Annotated in this window: 12 protein-coding genes; 11 read left to right on the forward strand and 1 reads right to left on the reverse strand. The window is 67.0% G+C overall.

Translation table 11 applies throughout. The features are described from left to right. The first annotated feature begins 248 nt into the window (after positions 1-248). The 8 genes from ACIA5G_RS25215 (at position 249) to ACIA5G_RS25250 (ending at position 12,904) form a co-directional block, all read left to right on the forward strand. Positions 249-1,136 carry a hypothetical protein gene (locus ACIA5G_RS25215; RefSeq protein WP_395927239.1) on the forward strand — a complete coding sequence of 296 codons (888 nt, stop codon included), beginning with the start codon at positions 249-251 and terminating at the stop codon, positions 1,134-1,136. Further along, the gene (locus tag ACIA5G_RS25220; RefSeq protein WP_395927241.1) at positions 1,136-5,533 is read left to right on the forward strand and encodes a caspase family protein; all 4,398 of its coding nucleotides are present in this window, start codon (positions 1,136-1,138) and stop codon (positions 5,531-5,533) included. The genes ACIA5G_RS25215 and ACIA5G_RS25220 overlap by 1 nt, the downstream gene beginning before the upstream one ends. 101 nt (positions 5,534-5,634) lie before the next feature. After that, complete coding sequence (locus ACIA5G_RS25225; protein ID WP_395927243.1) at positions 5,635-5,784, forward strand: hypothetical protein; 150 nt, start codon at positions 5,635-5,637, stop codon at positions 5,782-5,784. A gap of 622 nt (positions 5,785-6,406) precedes the next feature. Beyond that, positions 6,407-7,111, forward strand: a complete 705-nt coding sequence (locus ACIA5G_RS25230) for an NUDIX domain-containing protein (RefSeq protein WP_395927245.1) — start codon at positions 6,407-6,409, stop codon at positions 7,109-7,111. A gap of 24 nt (positions 7,112-7,135) precedes the next feature. Next, positions 7,136-8,272: a purine phosphorylase gene (locus ACIA5G_RS25235; RefSeq protein WP_395927247.1), complete on the forward strand. Its 1,137-nt coding sequence runs from the start codon at positions 7,136-7,138 to the stop codon at positions 8,270-8,272. Between the two features lie 242 nt (positions 8,273-8,514). Beyond that, a complete protein-coding gene (locus ACIA5G_RS25240; RefSeq protein ID WP_395927249.1) occupies positions 8,515-10,287 on the forward strand; it encodes a hypothetical protein in 1,773 nt (590 codons plus the stop codon). Positions 10,288-10,479: 192 nt separating this feature from the next. Then, positions 10,480-12,168: a tetratricopeptide repeat protein gene (locus ACIA5G_RS25245; protein ID WP_395927251.1), complete on the forward strand. Its 1,689-nt coding sequence runs from the start codon at positions 10,480-10,482 to the stop codon at positions 12,166-12,168. A 292-nt stretch (positions 12,169-12,460) separates the two neighbouring features. Continuing rightward, positions 12,461-12,904 carry a hypothetical protein gene (locus ACIA5G_RS25250; RefSeq protein ID WP_395927253.1) on the forward strand — a complete coding sequence of 148 codons (444 nt, stop codon included), beginning with the start codon at positions 12,461-12,463 and terminating at the stop codon, positions 12,902-12,904. A gap of 51 nt (positions 12,905-12,955) precedes the next feature. Here ACIA5G_RS25250 and ACIA5G_RS25255 read toward each other — a convergent pair whose 3' ends face one another. Continuing rightward, complete coding sequence (locus tag ACIA5G_RS25255; RefSeq protein WP_395927255.1) at positions 12,956-13,801, reverse strand: ANTAR domain-containing protein; 846 nt, start codon at positions 13,799-13,801, stop codon at positions 12,956-12,958. A gap of 225 nt (positions 13,802-14,026) precedes the next feature. Between ACIA5G_RS25255 and ACIA5G_RS25260 the strand changes: the two genes are divergently transcribed. The 3 genes from ACIA5G_RS25260 (at position 14,027) to ACIA5G_RS25270 (ending at position 16,660) form a co-directional block, all read left to right on the forward strand. Then, complete coding sequence (locus ACIA5G_RS25260; RefSeq protein ID WP_395927257.1) at positions 14,027-14,917, forward strand: universal stress protein; 891 nt, start codon at positions 14,027-14,029, stop codon at positions 14,915-14,917. A gap of 146 nt (positions 14,918-15,063) precedes the next feature. Next, positions 15,064-15,978, forward strand: a complete 915-nt coding sequence (locus ACIA5G_RS25265) for a hypothetical protein (RefSeq protein ID WP_395927259.1) — start codon at positions 15,064-15,066, stop codon at positions 15,976-15,978. 4 nt (positions 15,979-15,982) lie between these two features. Beyond that, on the forward strand, positions 15,983-16,660 hold the full coding sequence (locus ACIA5G_RS25270) for an SRPBCC family protein (RefSeq protein ID WP_395927261.1): 678 nt from the start codon (positions 15,983-15,985) through the stop codon (positions 16,658-16,660). Positions 16,661-16,848 lie beyond the last annotated feature (188 nt).

Here is a 16,848-nt window from a genome sequence, read left to right on the forward strand (position 1 = left end):
TGGATCCAGCCGATCGGGATCCCTCAGGCGGTTGTCGTGCAGCGGGACCAGTGTCATGAGTGACCTTGGCTGACGAGCCCGTCCCGAGTCGAGGTGCTGCTGAGGATGGCTAGCCAGGGCGCACGCTATGCGGCATGAGAGTGCGTTGACGTAACACGGTCGTTGGCTGTGACGACATGCGTGGGTCGACTGCGTTATGTGCTGGAACCGGGGGAGCTGTGTCTGCGCGTGTAGTAGTGGTCCATGGGGTGGGTCAGGAGTTTCATGGTCCGGAGCTGATGTGTCAGCTGGTGGGGCCGGCATTGCGTGATGGTGTTCGCCTGTCCGGCGGGCCGGCGCTAAGTGCCGGCGATGTGGCGTGCGCGTTCTACGGTGATGTGTTCCTCGAGCCGGGAGCTCGGGGAGGGGACGTCCCGCCTTGGGACGAGTTCGACGTCGAAACCGGTTTCGAGGCCGAGTTGTTGGAGGCGTGGTGGGAGTACGCCGCGTCGGTAGATTCCCGAGTCGAAGGACCTGACGAGCAGGGGGCTCGCGGAGCGGTGGGATACGCAGCGTCGCGTCCGCTGCTGAATAGGCGGGTGCGGGCGGCGTTGAACGCGCTGACCGGGTCGCGGTTCTTCGAAAAAGTCTCGGACCGATTGCTGATCTTCGCGTTAAAGCAGGTCCGTCGGTACATGACGGAGCCGGGTGTGCGCGCGGCCGCGCGGGAACGGGTGGCCAAGGCGGTAGGTGCGGAGACGCGGGTGATGGTGGCGCACTCGCTGGGTTCGGTGGTCGCCTACGAGGCACTGTGCGCGAATCCGCAGTTGCCGGTGACGGATTTTGTGACGGTGGGGTCGCCGCTCGGCTTGCGGTCGGTGATCTTTGACCGTCTCGACCCGGCACCAGTGGACGGGTGGGGGTTGTGGCCTGCGGGTGTGCAGGCGTGGACAAATATCGCAGATCCAGGTGACGTCGTAGCGCTGGCCGGGGTGTTGGTGGACCGATTCGGCGACCGGGTGAGAGATGTCACGATCACGAACGGCGCGCGGATGCATGACCTGCTTAGATATCTGACAGCGCCAAGCGTGGGCACTGCGATCGCCCGTGGGGTAACTGACGCGAACGGTCTCGGCGAGGCGGAGGCGCTGACTTGATGGATGAGTCGACGTCGGCTGGGGCGCAGCGCAAGTTCCTGATCACGATTGGTGTGAGTACCTACCGCGATAGCCAGATTTCGGATCTTCCCGGTGCAGCCAAGGACGCGGAGCGAGTGCGACGCTTACTCGTGCCGATGGGATATGAGGTGGTGCTGTCGGATCTGTCGGCAGAGTCTGCCCGAAATGTACCGGTCGCGGTGGAGCGGTGGGCGGTAAAAGAGAAGCTGAGCGCGCAGGATGTTGTGGTGGTGTACTTCGCCGGTCACGGTGTGGCGGAGGAAGATCGTCACTATCTGCAGTTCAGCGATACCGAGGACGGGCTGGCCAGCACGGCCTTAGCGAGCGAGGAGCTGGCGCGACCATTGATGCGCAGCCAGGTGGGACACCTGCTCGTCATGCTGGACACGTGCTACGCCGGGGCGGGAACCAACGACGTAGCCCGACTGGCCGGCGGCCTGATCCGCAGCCAGCCGACTGCCGCGGGGCGGTGGATGTTGGCCGCGGCTCGCGGTAAGCAGACGGCCCGCGACACTGCGTTCGTCGACGCGCTGACTGCGACGCTCGCCCATCCCCAGGCTGGTGCACGTCAGGAATTTCTGTCGGTGCGTGAGGTCACCACGAGGATCAACGCCTACTTCAAAGACAACGCATTAGTACAGCGGGCCTCGCACTCGGTCGTGGATAGCGACGGGCAGGTCTCCTTCTTCAACAATCCGGCCTACATCCCCAATTTACCCGCGGGGGATCTCGACGTAGCGACCTTGGCCGTGTTGCGCAAACGTGTTGACAGGCATTTCCTTCCTCGCGCACGAGGCGTCGAGCACGCCGGTAACCTTGGCGACTACTTCGCTGCTCGCACCGCTGCGTTGCGCGAGCTGACCGCATGGCTACGTGCCGATCGGCACGATCGTCTGGCTCGGGTCGTCACCGGTCGCCCGGGTTCGGGAAAGTCGGCGTTGCTGGGACGGCTGATGCTGCTGGCTGACCCAGACGAACCAGCCCGCGCCCGCACCAGCCCGGACGCGTTGCCTCCGGCAGGGCTGGAGATCGTGCCGCTACACGCGCGCCGCGCTACCCGTGATTCGCTCACCCGAGACCTGGCCGCCACACTCGATACTCCCGCGGCCGACCTGGACGAACTTCTGCAGATTCTCGCCGAACGTTCGGCGCCGTTGGTGATCGTTGTGGACGCCCTCGACGAAGCCGGCACCGCCGGTGACCCGAACGAGGGCATGCGGATCGGTCGTGAACTGCTGCGACCGATGACCTCCATGCCCACGGTGCGGTTGATCATCGGAACCCGCGACCCCCTCATCCGCACCTTGGGCCGAGCCATCGTCGTTCTGGACCTTGACGACCCCCGCTATATCGACACGGGCGATGTAGCGGGCTACGCCCGTGATGTCCTCCTGGACGTCCACGACCCTGACAGTCGCTCCCCCTACTGCGGCAATCCCACTGTGGCCGCCACTATCGGTCAGGCAATCGCCAGCCGCGCCGGAACATCGTTCCTGGTCGCCCGCATGACGGCTGCCGCCCTGGTTCAGGGGCAGATCACGATTGACACCACTACGCCAGGCTGGCGTGACACGCTGCCCAGCGACGCCACGGAAGCCTTCGCCGCCTACCTTGCCCGGTTCGGCCAACACCGCTCGAAAGTCGAACGGCTCCTTCGCCCCCTCGCTTACGCCCAAGGCGCGGGTTTGCCCTGGTCGACGCTGTGGGGGCCTCTCGCCGAAGCCCTCTCCGGCGTCCCCTGCCCTCGCGACGATCTTCGCTGGCTACAGGAACACGCCGGCGCCTACCTGCTGGAAAGCACTGCTCACCACGACTCGGTGTTCCGGCTTTTCCACGAAACCATGGCCGAACATCTCCGCACCCCCGGCCACGACCGCCAAGCCCACCACGCCATCACCACCACGCTCCTCGAGCATGTCCCCCTCGACCCGATCACCGGTCGTCGCGTCTGGGCCAATGCCCACCCCTACATCCTCGATCACCTCGCCACCCACGCCGCCGCAGCATCACAACTCGACGACCTCATCACCGACCCCCTCTACCTCGTCTATGCAAACCCCGACCAACTCCTCGTCGCCCTCCACACGTTGACCACCAACCAGAGTCGGCTCACCGCAGCGATCTATCGGCACTCCGCCACCATCCACCGCCACCTCACTACGCGCCGCCGACAACGACTGCTCGCTATCGACGCTGCCCGCTTTAACTCATCCCACCATCAGCAAACCTTCAGCCAGGGCCTCACGTGGATTCCCCGCTGGGCAACCGGACAACAAACTTCCATTGCACTTCGCGCCACCAGCACCGGCCACACCAGCTGGGTGAATGCGATGGCGGTGAGCGAGGTCGACGGCCGTGCAGTCGCAGTGACTGCCAGCAACGACCGGACGGTGCGGGTTTGGCACTTGGATGACGGGTCGGAACGCACCACATTCGCCGGCCACACCGAGCCGGTGAATGTTGTGGCGGTGGCTGAGGTCGGCGGTCGGCCGGTCGCAGTCAGCGTCAGCGACGATGGGGCGGTGCGGGTGTGGCATTTGGATGATGGGTCGGAACGCACCAGCACCTCCACCGACCACACCGACTGGGCGGTGGCGGTGGCGGTGGCTGAGGTCGATGGTCGGCCGGTCGCAGTCAGCGTCAGCGACGATGGGGCGGTGCGGGTGTGGCATTTAGATGATGGGTCGGAACGCGCCACATTCGCCGGCCACCCCGATTCGGTAAATGTCGTGGCGGTGGCTGAGGTCAGCGGTCGGCCGGTCGCGGTCACTGCCAGCGCCGAAGGGGCGGTGCGGGTGTGGCATTTAGATGATGGGTCGGAACGCGCCACCCTCATCGGCCACACCAACTCGGTGGAGGTGGTGGTGGTGACGGAGGTCGACGGCCGAGAGGTCGCAATCACTGCCAGCGCTGACCGGACGGTGCGGGTGTGGCATTTGGATGATGGGTCGGAACGCACCACATTCGCCGGCCACACCGACTCGGTAAATGTTGTGGCGGTGGCTGAGGTCGACGGTCGGCCGGTCGCAGTCAGTGCTGGCGACGACGAAGCTGTGTGGGTATGGAACCTGGACGACGGCTCAGAACGCACCGCCCTCACCGGCCACACCAACTCGGTGAGGGCGTTGGCGGTGACCGAGGTCGACGGTCGGCCGGTCGCAGTCAGTGCTGGCGACGACGAAACCGTGCGGGTATGGAACCTGGACGACGGCTCAGAACGTACTACCCTCACCGGCCACACCTACCCGGTGAGGGCGGCGGCGGTGACCGAGGTCGACGGTCGGCCGGTCGCCGTCAGCGTCAGCGACGACGGGACGGTGCGGGTATGGGACTTAGCCATGTTGGCCGAAGAACGCGAACGAGACGGTCATACAGCCGACATCAATCAAATCGTCGCAATATCGAAGGCGAACCAAGCGTGGCTAATTTCTGCTAGCAGGGATAGCACGGTGCGGGTATGGACCCTGGATGACGGGGCGGAGAGCGCCGCCTTCACCGGCCACACCGACTCGGTGAGGGCGGTGGCGGTGGCGGAGGTCGACGGTCGGCCGGTCGCCGTCAGCGTCAGCGACGACGGGACGGTGCGGGTATGGCACGTGGAAGACGGGTCGGAACGCGCCTCCTTCACCGGGCTTGCCAGCTCGATGAGGGGGGTGGCGGTGGCTGAGGTCGACGGTCGGCCGGTCGCAGTCGGCGTCAGCGCCGATGGGGCGGTGCGGGTGTGGCATTTGGATGATGGGTCGGAACGCACCACCCTCACTGTCCACAACGACTCGGTAAATGCGTTGGCGGTGTCCGAGGTCGACGGTCGGCCGGTCGCAGTCGGCGTCAGCGCCGATGGGGCGGTGCAGGTGTGGCACTTGGATGACGGCTCAGAACGCGCCGCCTTCACCGGCCACAACGACTCGGTAAATGCGTTGGCGGTGTCGGAGGTCGACGGCCGAGCGGTCGCAATCACCGCCAGCGCTGACCGGACGGTGCGGGTGTGGCACTTGGATGACGCGTCGGAACACACCACCCTCACCGGCCACACCAACTCGGTGGAGGCGGTGTCGGTGACCGAGGTCGACGGTCGGCCGGTCGCAATTAGTGCCAGCGAGGATGGAACTGTGCGGCTATGGAACTTGGACGACGGCTCAGAACGCTCCGCCCCCACCCACCGGGTGAGGGCGGTGTCGGTGACCGAGGTCGACGGTCGGCCAACCATGATCACTTCCAGTCGAAACAGGACTATCAGCGTGTGGGATCTGACCACTGACACCGAAATTGATGTAATCGACTATTCCGGGCACCCGACCGCGGGTCTAGTTATAGGACCAGGTTCCAGGCTCGCCTTCGGAGCAGGTTGGGACGTGATTGTTCTAGCCGCAAAGTAAGCAACTAACTCGGTGGATTCTTGTGTCTGCTCAACTTTGCCGCCGCGCGATCAGTCTATGGCCGCTCATCGGCAGAAGAGGACGTTTGTGCGGACGGGGCGGTGGGGTCGGTGCCGGGCCGCGAGTCGTCGGCGACGCCGTTGGGAGAGACCACGGCGCTGGATGTCGACAAGTGGGTCGAAGAGTCACGGGAGGCTGGCTACGCGACGGCGACGGTCACGAGCTGGGTGGAGCTGCTGTCGATGATCTGAGTGACCAAGGTGGGGCGTTGCACGCGTCGCGAGGGAGGCTGATCGTCGGAGGTCGCGCAGGCTTGGGTCAGCACCTGCCGAACCGGGTCGTGGAGGTGTATCCGCATGAGGCGCCGGAGGGGGAGACCCGGTTGCTTGCCGATCTGCAACGCCGTTGGCAGAAGGCCACCCGCAGCCCCTATCCGAAGGGGCCGAAGCTGAGGTCGGCATCAAGAGCTGGCCGCGGACGGCTCCGCCGATGAAACGAACCCGAAACGCAGAACCCCTCTGGCCAGCCCGGAAGGCTGAACCGAAGGGGTCCCGCGAGAGAGGGGAGCTAGGAGGACTCGAACCCCCTGACCCCTCACTGCAGTTGACCTGCGACGATAGAGGATCGCCTGATAAGACTGATGCTTCTCGGTGTTGTTGATGGCAACTGTGTGTGACGCTTTGCGTCATGCGCAGTTCGGTCGGCAACGGCGCCGTTCCATCCGGCGTCCCCGCCGCCGCGTACGCGGCAACCGCATGACATGAAGCGACCCTGAAGTCACCCAGACGGCCCCACGTTCTCGCACGCACAGTCACCTCGGAACCGACGAATTCATCTTTACTGTCTATCTGACAGTAATATACGGTCTGAGGCGTGGCAGACAACGATTGGACCCCCCCTCCGGTACTGCTGGCCGTCGATCTGGTGATCTTCACGCTTCGCGACGCCGTTCTCCACGTGCTGCTGGTCGAGCGAGGAGTGGATCCGTTCCGGGGAGCACTGGCACTCCCGGGTGGGTTCCTCGAACACGACCGGGAGGGTGTGCTCGCTGCCGCGCGCCGGGAACTGCAGGAGGAGGCCAACCTCGACGCGTCGCAGCTGCACCTGGAGCAACTGGGCGCCTACGGCGCCCCCGACCGCGACCCTAGGGGCCGCGTCGTTTCCGTGGCCTATCTCGCCATCGCGCCCGGTCTTCCCGAGCCGCTCGCGGGCAGCGATGCCGCCCGAGCCTCTTGGACGCCGGTTCCGGACGTCCTCGCCGGACGAGCCAAGCTCGCGTTCGACCACCGGGACATCCTCGACGACGGTCTGGAACGCGCGCGCTCGAAACTCGAGTCTTCCGCTTTGGCCACCGCTTTCTGTGCGAACACCTTCACCATCAACGAACTGCAGCGAGTTTACGAGGCGGTGTGGGGAGTCGAGCTGGATCCGCGGAACTTCTACCGGAAGGTCCAGGCGACGAACGACTTCATCGTGCCCCTTGGCAACGAACGCCGAGCCGGCCGAGGCCGCCCAGCCCGTCTTTTCAAAGCCGGAAACCAGACCACGCTCTATCCACCGCTCGTACGCCCCAACTGAACCGTCGCAACCGAAGGGGAACGCATGACCGACGACCTGGTGGTGATGCTCACCGCCTTCAACGACGAATACAAAGCAGTCTGCGAAAGACTGGCCGATACAAAGATCGTTCGTCACGACAAAGGCACCCGCTTCGAAATCGGCACCATCCGGGGCACGTCGCGCCGCGTCGCGCTCAGCCTCACCGGCAAGGGAACGCATGCCGCCGCCGTCCTCGCCGAACGCGCGATACAGCACTTCTGCCCGGTCGCACTCATTTTCGTCGGGGTTGCGGGCGCGTTGTGGGACACCCCGCTCGGCGACGTCGTCGTCGCCACGCATGTCTGCGCCTACCACGGCGGCACCAGCGAGGACGACGGTCTCAAGGCTCGCCCGCGGGTATGGGAGATCGCGCACGAGGTCAGTCAAGTAGCCCAGCACGTGGCCCGGACCGGCGAGTGGGCCCGGGACACCCCTCCGGGCACCAAGGCACACTTCGGGGTCATCGCCGCCGGCGAGATCGTGCAGAACTCACGGTTGTCCGCCGAAGCGCGCTGGATCCGCGATCACTACAACGACGCCCTGGCAATCGAAATGGAAGCGGCGGGCGTCGCGCAAGCCGGTCATCTCAATGGCGCTCCCATCGCGGTCGTGCGGGGAATCAGCGACCTGGCCGACGGCACCAAGTCCACCAGCGCGGACCGGAAGTGGCAGCCCGCGGCCGCGGCCAACGCGGCGGCATTCGCCGTCCAGCTTGCCAGTGACCTCATCAACGAACGGGAGCTCCTCGCCATGGACGACAACGCCACCCAAGATCCTCACGGCACTGTGTACAACTACGCGACCGGACCGGTCGGCATCCAGGCCGGCTCCGTCACCGGGAGCACCGTCTGGCAGAACACATCCCCGGTTGGTCCCGCCGCGACCGATTTCGCTGCGGAACTGGCCACCCTGCGAGCCGAACTGAAGCGGGAACGCTCCCGCGGACAGCTCGACAACGCGACTTATGAGGCGGCCCGCAACGAACTCGACATCGCCGACGAGGCTCTGGAGTCCCCGACGGCCGAGAGCAAGAAAACGTTCCTGCTGGCGCTCAAGCGGCTCGGCGGCCTGATCGGGGACCTTGCCGGGCTGGCGGCGAAGATCGCCGCTCTCATAACGGCGGCGAAGGGATTGTCATGACGGACAGTGGCCCGAAGACCGAAAACACCGCCACCGGCGGATCCCACGTCGGCATCCAGGCCAACGAAGTCCACAACTCGAACGTCTATCTGCTCGACTCCGACGCTTCGCCCGAAGAGAAATACCGGGTAGGCCTCGCCTACCTCCGAGACGGCGTCCCGTCCGAAGCCCGCAGGCTCATCGACGACGCCAGGGCACGCGGTCTCGACAGCGCCGAGATCCGGTTCCACTGGATCCTCGCCATGCTCAGCAAACGTTCGTACCGCGATCTGAACACCGGAGAGCGCGAACGGCTGGCGGCCATGCCTCTCACCTGCGCGGAGCTGCCTGAGGACGAGTGGACGCAATCGCTGGATGCCTTGTGCGAACTGCTCGACTACTTCGGCAAAACGGGAGGCGACCCAAGTCACGCGCTCAAGGAGCTCGCCAAGTTGCCGATGGCTCAGCGCGAGGTGATCGTGCGCCACCTCGACCTCGTGCTCACCGGCAGCCTGAGAGACAACTTCTGGGCTGAGACCCGGCAGAACGCGAAACGGATGCGGTTCGCCGACGGGCGGAAGGACTCCGTCTGGGCCTACTTCCAGCCCGAGCCCATCCCGCCGCGGGCGCGCCGTCCCGCGCCGAGTACCACCACGCTGGGGGATCGCGCGCGGGCCGCGATCGGCACCCTGACCGGGGGTCTCGCCACCGCATACGTGATCATGACGATCATCCAGAGCGGGCGCCCCGTGCCGATCGTGGCCTGCCTGCTCGCCGTCGCAACCGCGTACGTCGCCGCCCACAGCGCCCTGAACTGGGGATACCGGCGCGGACGCTTCGCTGCCAAGGAGCGGCTCTACTCTGTCAGGCGAAGCGCCGATCTCGATCCGGCTCCGGGGTTCACCCGCGATGTGGCTCGCTCGTTCGACTACTACTTCGTCAAATACGGCCCCAAGGGCGCGGACGCGGACAAGGAACGGAGGAAGTGGATGTCCGAAACCAAACGCGTCCGGGCCGCGCTGTGCGACGAGATCGCCGTTCTCTACCGCGAGGAGCGGATCGGCGTCGGCCGCGTCAAGTGGCTCATCCGCTACCTCACCAGGGGGACCTACAGTCACTGGACGACCGGGACGCTGTTCCCCCATCGTGGGCGGTACCGCGTCTCCCGGTCGATGAAGGCCCGCTGCGTGGTGTCCACGACCGCTTTCCTCGCCCTCACCATTTATGTCGTCTCGGCGGCGGTGGACATCGCACTCATCCCCAGCACGGCGGCCGTCTTCATCGCGGTAGTCGGGACTTGGGCGGCCGGCGCGGGGTGGTCGCGCATCCTCAACGAACGCCGTCGGATCAAGGAGAGCTGGCAGGAGCACGACGAGGTGCTGGCCGCCCGGCGAGTCGAATACGAACGCTGGGTGCGGAAGCTGGAGGCCACGCGTCCGACGGAGACCCAGATGGAAAACTGGCTCACCGCCGACAAGACCATGGCCCTCGACTGGGCGTTGAAGCACTACCGGCTCGCCTGGCGCGATGTCCTCGCCCACGCGTTCCTGCAAACTCCCGGGGCGTCGTGCAAACGAGCGCGGGACCGCTTCGGGCCGTGGCGGTACTCGAAGTACGACCTCCGCATCTTCCTGCTCACCCAGGAAGGCGTGCGCGAGATCGGCACCGAGATCGACTTCGAGCACGGCGTGCACAAGGAGCAGGAACGGAACAACTTTCGCTTCGACGCCGTTTCTTCGGTCCATGTCGCCACGACCACCGACCTCAGCTACACCTTGGAGCTGAGCCTCATGAACGGCGAGCCGCGGAACATCCGGGTCACCGACCCGGCCGGAGACAAGACCGATGCGGGCAAGGACGCCTATGCTCTGGCGAGGATGAGCCTCCACGCCGCCGGCTTCGCTCACACGCTGCACATCCTGGAGGGCATCGCGGCGGAAGGGAAGAAGTGGATCGAGCGCGACCCGTACATCAACGCGCAGGCAGCCACCGGCCTCGACTCCGACCTCCAGCCTCCTGAGTTCGACGAATCGTGAAACCGTACGGGCGGCGATCGTGCCTGGGCGAATGCACCACGACGCCTGTCCAGACGAAGGGCGGAGTCAGCGCTTTCCGCAGGAGGTTCCCGGCGCCCGGCCAGGTCGGCGTTCATCGGTTGGGTGAGGATCGCGTCCAGCGCGGCCAGAGTCTCGTCGTCAAACACGATGCGTTGTCCTCGGAGTGCCCTTGTGGCCGCCGATATCGTCGCGTCGTGCGGGCAGCTGCCGCTGGCGGTCCGTGTCGCGGGGGCGCGGCTGGCCACCCGCAGGCAGTGGACGCCGCGCCTGCTCGCCAGCCGGCTGACCGACGAACGGCACCGTCTCGACGAGCTCTCCGCCGGTGACCAGCGGATCCGGGCGAGCATCGAGCTGAGCGTGCACGGCCTCGAACCCGCCGGGCAGACCGCGATTCGCAGGCTCGGACACCTCGGGCTCCCCGACTTCCGGTCATGGGTGGTGGCCTACGCCTTGGACGTCGACATCGACGTGGCCGAGCAGGTGGTCGAGCACCTCGTCGACCACCACCTCGTCGACTACACCTTCGTCGACGACACCGGCCAGGTCCGCTACCGGCTGCACGACCTGGTCCGCATCTACGCCAAAGAGGAGGCCGACCGGCGCGAGTCCCAGGCTGACTTCGCCGCCTCCACCGCCCGCATCGTCGGCGGCTGGGCAGCGGTGCTCAATGTGCTGTGGGAACACATCGGCGACAACGTGTACTCCGGCGCGATTCCCGTGACCACACCGGCGATGGGTGACGACGTCGCTCCCGAGGTGCTCGGTACGGCGCTCATCGACCCCCGCGGTTGGCTGGACATTGAGCAGGCGTCGCTGGTGCTCGGCGTGGAGCGGGCGGCCGAGCTGGGCCTCCATGAGCTGGCATTGGCCGTCGCGTCGGTGCTGTGCATGTCAACATATGCGCTGAACAATGTGCAGGACCTGTGGGACCGCGCGCACGGCGCCGCAATGACCGCCGCCCACGCGGCGGGTAACGCACGTGGTGAGGCGATCCTGCTGGCCGAGCTGGGGCAGCTGCGGTACGAGCAGGACAGGTTCGCCGACGCGCGCCAGCACCTGACCGACGCCGTCGAACGCTTCCGCGAACTGCACGATCGGCGTGGCGAGGCCAGTGCATTGAGCGCGCTCGGGCTGGCGTGCCGCGACCAGGGGTGTCTCCCGGAAGCGGAACACTTCCTGAGCCGGGCCGCGGCTGTGTGCCGGGACCTGGCGGACGACCGCGCGACCGGCCACTGCCAACGGCTCCTCGGCTCGGTGCACCTGGAACGCGGCGACTTCGAGGCCGCCGACACGGCGTTGGCCGACGGGCTCGCCGCATACCGCAGGGCAGGCAGCCGGCGCGGCGAGGCGCTGACACTGCGCACGATCGGCCTGACCTACCGAGCCCGCGGCAGGCTCGCTGACGCCGAAGAGGCGTTCACCGGCGCGCTGGCGATGTTCCGGCAGCTGGAGGACGCCAGCTTGACCGCACTCTGCCTGCGGGGACTGGCGAAGACGTACATCCGCATGGGCAGGCTCGACGAGGCACGGGAGCCGCTGGAGACCGCGCTGGCCACGCACCGCAGCGAGCGAGACGGCTGGGCGGAGGCAATGGCGCTGCGGACGATGGGAGAGCTGGAGCTGGTCGCTGGACGGCTTGACGCGGCGGAGAAGTGCCTGACGAGCGCGTTGGACATGTTCCGGGCGCAAGGCGCGACGTTGTGCCGCGCCCGCACGCAGCGCGACCTCGCCCGGCTTGTGCTTGCCCGAGGCGACGAGACGACGGCGAGGGCGATTCTGCTCGAGGCGATCGAGACGTTCCGGACCTACGGCTCGCGGGAGTATGGGGAGCTCAAGGCCGCTGTAATCCCATTGCAGTGATAGTAAAGAGGCATGAGCCACGGTTTCGTCGTGGAACGTCTACCGCCGCATGGACTGCTGTCCGACCCCCGTGTCTCGCCGCGGTTCCCATCCGAGACAGCGAGGAGGTACGGGTCGACGTGCAGACGTCGGCGCCGCTGCGTGTCGCCGGCCCGACGTGTCTCCAGTACAGCGAGGCAGGTGTCGGACGTCTGCCGGGATGCGGATCTCGTAGTCCGTCTCGAGCTAGAGCATGCTGTGCTCACCGAACAGCTCGATGCGGTTGCCGCGAGATTTAGCATGATCGGGTGGAGTGCAGTTCCCCATCACGACCAAGGCGAGCAGCTTCGCCGATGTGAGGCGCAAGCTCAGCGCGCTGGTGCTGCCTGATTTCTGGGCGGCAATCGAAGCACTGCAACCCTTTCACGGTGGCGACCGGGCGCACACCTCGCCGCTGGAAGTGCTTCGCTGGCTGTCCAACCTCGACAAGCACCGCGCCGTCCACATCGTCGGTCGCATCTATTTCGACCTTGCGCCGGTTGTCATCCGCTCCGCGGCACCGATCAAGGTTGTCGAGGAGCGGCGCCACGAAGGACCCATCGACGGCGACAACAAAGCCATGCTCTTCCTCAAGTTCGAGTGCCCGCAGGGGAACGTGCCGATCGACGTCGTCCCGACCTTCGCCTTCTCGCCCTCGATCCAGATCAGCGACGATCCGATCGAGTACCGGGCGCTCGCCTGCGCGATGGAAGTATGACCGACGGCGTCCTAAAGGTGCTGACCTACTGCACCAGCTCACTGGGCTTGCCTATGCCCGACATTGACTCGCTCGAGCTGGGAGAGGAGCACGATCTCGTCGCGGCCGACCTGGCTGGCGACGTTCGGACCAGGTCGCTCGGTCGAAGGGGTGACCGAGGACAAGGTGCTTCGCTTCGTGCAGAACGGCTGCGACGACCGCTTCATCGTCGAGGTTCGGTTCGGCGCGGCTAGCAGAGGCGACCACCACCGTGGCGACGTCGTGCAGCCCGACGTTGGTGTGCTGGGAGATCTCCATCAACGCGGCGAACGCCTTACCCGCGGTCCAGCCGCGGATCAGCATGAACATGCCCTTGGCCTGCTCGATGACGGGCTGGGTGTCGAGGGCGTCTCGCAGCTGGTCACGCTCAACTTCGACAGCGGTTTGGTCATCCTCGGTTTCCATGCATTGACCCAACCTGGTTGGTCGAACCGAGTGCGATCCCGCAGCGCCCTTGGCTCCGGCCGTGGAGGATGAGCTTGACCGGCTCGGCTTGAGAGCGACACCGAGCAGGAGGGCGACGCCGAGGCCGAGCAGCGCCAGCATGAACAGCCAGTCGGCCCAGCCGGCGCCGGCCCAGTCGCGCAGCATCGACTGCATCGGGCCGACCTGGACGTGGCCGAGGAATCCCTTGGTCGGGGAGCCGCCGCTGATCCAGGCCTGTGCCGAGCTCGTGGAGTAGCCGAGCCCGAACATCTTGTCGAGGAAGGCCCAGAGGAACGTCAGGCCCATCACGATGCGCAGGACGGCCAGTGCCGGGCCGCGGGCGGAGGAGACAGGCCACTCGGCCGTCCGTGCTTCCGGCTGTTCGGGGATCAAAGGGTTGGTCAGAGACGGGCCGCGGTCCTGGACTGACATCGTGGGCTCCTTTTCAGTTGTGCCCGGAGCATGGACCGTCGTGCGGGCCGGACGATGGTGCCGAAGTCGCCGGATCGTGGTGACTTTGGTGCACGGTCCGGTCGGTCGCGCGCCGGAAAGCAGGGAAGAAAGTCACCGGGAAACGCGGTGGAATCCTCTAGTGCCAAGCTTGTTCGGAGGAACAGGCTCAAGCTCCACCAGTTCGTGACCCTCGGGGAGCTCCTCATGGCCTACAACACAACCAGGCAGCACATCGTCGTCGGCGTGGACGGATCGGCTTCGGCGCTGCAGGCCGCGCGCTGGGCGGGCGACGAGGCCGCGCGCCGGCATCTGCCGGTGCGGATCGTGCACGCCGTGTCGGTGCCCGCGCTGTCCTACGGCGCTGGTGTCCGGCCACCGGACGGATTCTCCGACGTGCTGGAAACGCAGGGCCGGAAGTGGCTCGCCGACGCCGAGGCCGCGATCCGGTCGGCCCATCCCGACCTGGAGATCGACACCGACCTGGTGACGGGCAGCCCGGTGACCGAACTGCTCGAGGCGTCGGGTGACGCGCGCCTGGTCGCGCTCGGATCCCGGGGGCTGGGCGGGTTCAGCGGCATGCTGACCGGGTCCACGGTGGTGGCGATGGTCGCACGAGGCCGGTGCCCGATCGTGGTGGTCCGTGGCGGCGGCCGGGAGAACGGCCCGGTGGTGCTCGGTATGGACGGCTCCCCGGCGAACGAGCCCGCGATCGCGGTGGCCTTCGACGAGGCCTCGTCGCGAGGCGCGGACCTGGTCGCCGTACACAGCTGGCTGTCGGTCTCCGCGGGCACCGCACACACCCTCGGCCAGCAGCTGCTCGACGACTTCCGGGCGATCGAGGAGAACGAACGCGAACTACTGGCGGAGCGGCTCGCCGGCTGGGAGCAGAAGTACCCGGACGTCACACTTCGGCGCGTCGTCGCGCGAGACCACCCGGTGCGCTGCCTGCTCGACCACTCCGCCGACGCCCAGCTGCTCGTGGTCGGGAGCCGGGGCCTCGGTGGCTTCTCCGGCATGCTGACGGGGTCGACGAGCCAGGCGCTGATCCATCACGCCACCTGCCCGCTTCTGGTCGTCCAGTCACCTACGCCGTGAGCTGAGCAGACCTCGGACGCCGCCGACCGCGTCCCGGAACCAGGGTTTCGGCCGGTCGACGCCGGAGACAGAAAGGAGCGGGAGACCCGAGCCCGAGGGACCAAGGACTCTTCAGTGAGCAGGGCGTGCGGTCGCAGAGTTCAGCCATGACACTCGCCGAAGGCCGGAGTACCCGGACCGGCGCGTCGCACGGGCCGGTCCTGCCCCGCCCCGCCCGCGCGGCCTACCTCTGCTCCGGTGGGCTCGCCGTCGTGGCTACGGCGGTCGCGGTGCTGAGCCTGACGTTGCCTTCGCTGCTCTCGGGCGTCGAGGCCGCCAAAGGGAGCCTGCGGGGCACGGCGTTGGTCATGGTCTGTGTCGCAGTCCCGGTACTCGTCGTCGCGATGTCGCTGACCGCACGGGGATCCGCGCGGGGGCTCGTGGTCTGGCTCGGAGCGGCGGCCTACCTGCTCTACCAAGCGGTGCTCTTCTGCTTCGCGACGCCGCTGAACAACCTGTTCCTCCTCTACGTCGCTTACCTCGGGCTGGCTTTGTGGAGCCTGGTCACCGTGCTTCACGCCGCGGATCTGCGAGCGTTCGGGGCGCGGCTGGCGCCGGCGATGCCGGTGCGGTGGATCACGGGGTTCGCGCTCGTCCTGGTCCTGCTCAACGCCGGCGCGTGGCTCGTCCAGATCGTTCCCGCGGTCTTCAGCCGGAACCCGGCTTCCCTGCTCGACGGCACGGGTCTGCTGACGAACCCCGTCTTCGTGCAGGACCTGGCGGTCTGGCTGCCGCTCTTGGCAGCGGCCGCCTTCGCCGGCCGTCGTCGCGCGACCTGGGGTTTGCTGGTCACCGGTGCGATGCTGGCGATGTTCGTGCTGGAGGGGGTCGGGGTCGCCACGGACCAGTGGTTCGGTTCGCGCGCCGATCCCGCGTCCGGGATCGCGTCGAGTTCGATGGTGCCGGTGTTCGCCGTGGTCGCTCTGGTCGTCGCGGTGCCGCTGGCCTGCTACCTGCGCAACGTCGACCGGGATCCGCACGCTGCCGAAGGAGACGACCGTGACGCGCCATCCTCACGATGACTCGGTGACAGCACCAAAAAGCCGGCTGCGGTTGGCCGGTGCGCTCGGCACGTTCGTGCTCGCGGCGCTGGCCGCCAGGAAGTGGCAGCTGCAGTGGGGCGCCGATCCTCGCGAAGTCACCGCGGACCTGGCCGGGGACGATCTCATCGCCGAGCCCGATCTCGTGGCGACCCGGGCCATCACGATCTCCGCACCCGCATCGGAAGTGTGGCCGTGGCTCGCTCAGCTGGGCCAGGCGCGTGGCGGCTTCTACAGCTACGACGCCTGGGAAAACCTGGTGGGCTGCGAGATCCACAGCGCTGACCGCGTCGTTCCGGAATGGCAGCACGTCGAGGTGGGCGACGAGGTGAAGCTCCACCCGGACGTCTCGATGGCCGTGGCCGGCGTCGACGAGGGCCGGGCCTTGGTGCTGCGAGGCGCTGTGCCGATAGGAAAGGCGGCAGCGCCCTACGACTGCACCTGGGCCTTCGTCCTGCGTGACCGACCGGACGGCTCGACGCGACTGGTGATGCGGGAACGGTACGGCTACACCCGTCGCTGGGCGGGCCTGCTGATCGAGCCGGTCGAGGCGGTCAGCTTCGTGATGAGCCGGAAGATGCTCATGGGTGTCCGGGACCGCGCCGAAGCCGGGCGCGCTCGGCACGAACCGACGAGGACAGGAGGCCGGCATGCGGGCGCATGACGACGAGAGCTGGCGACGGAGCACCCTGCACATGGATCACCCGCCCGAGGTCAAGGCACTCGTCGACGAGCTGTCCGAGACGCTGATCGCGCCTGGGCGCGGCGGCTACGAGGCCATGATCACGGGGGAGCACGCCGAGCCCGGCGAACAGGTCACCTACAGCCCGTGCGGTGGTGGTGTCCTCGCCA

It is taken from the genome of Amycolatopsis sp. NPDC051758, assembly GCF_044453095.1.
Lineage (GTDB): Bacteria > Actinomycetota > Actinomycetes > Mycobacteriales > Pseudonocardiaceae > Amycolatopsis.

What these genes read in the sequence shown, in the direction of transcription:
- ACIA5G_RS25220 (WP_395927241.1), top strand. Translation starts at nt 1,136, where the DNA reads ATGGATGAGTCGACGTCGGCTGGGGCGCAGCGCAAGTTCCTGATCACG.
- ACIA5G_RS25235 (WP_395927247.1), top strand. Translation starts at nt 7,136, where the DNA reads ATGACCGACGACCTGGTGGTGATGCTCACCGCCTTCAACGACGAATAC.
- ACIA5G_RS25240 (WP_395927249.1), top strand. Translation starts at nt 8,515, where the DNA reads ATGCTCAGCAAACGTTCGTACCGCGATCTGAACACCGGAGAGCGCGAA.
- ACIA5G_RS25255 (WP_395927255.1), bottom strand. Translation starts at nt 13,801, where the DNA reads ATGTCAGTCCAGGACCGCGGCCCGTCTCTGACCAACCCTTTGATCCCC.
- ACIA5G_RS25260 (WP_395927257.1), top strand. Translation starts at nt 14,027, where the DNA reads ATGGCCTACAACACAACCAGGCAGCACATCGTCGTCGGCGTGGACGGA.
- ACIA5G_RS25265 (WP_395927259.1), top strand. Translation starts at nt 15,064, where the DNA reads ATGACACTCGCCGAAGGCCGGAGTACCCGGACCGGCGCGTCGCACGGG.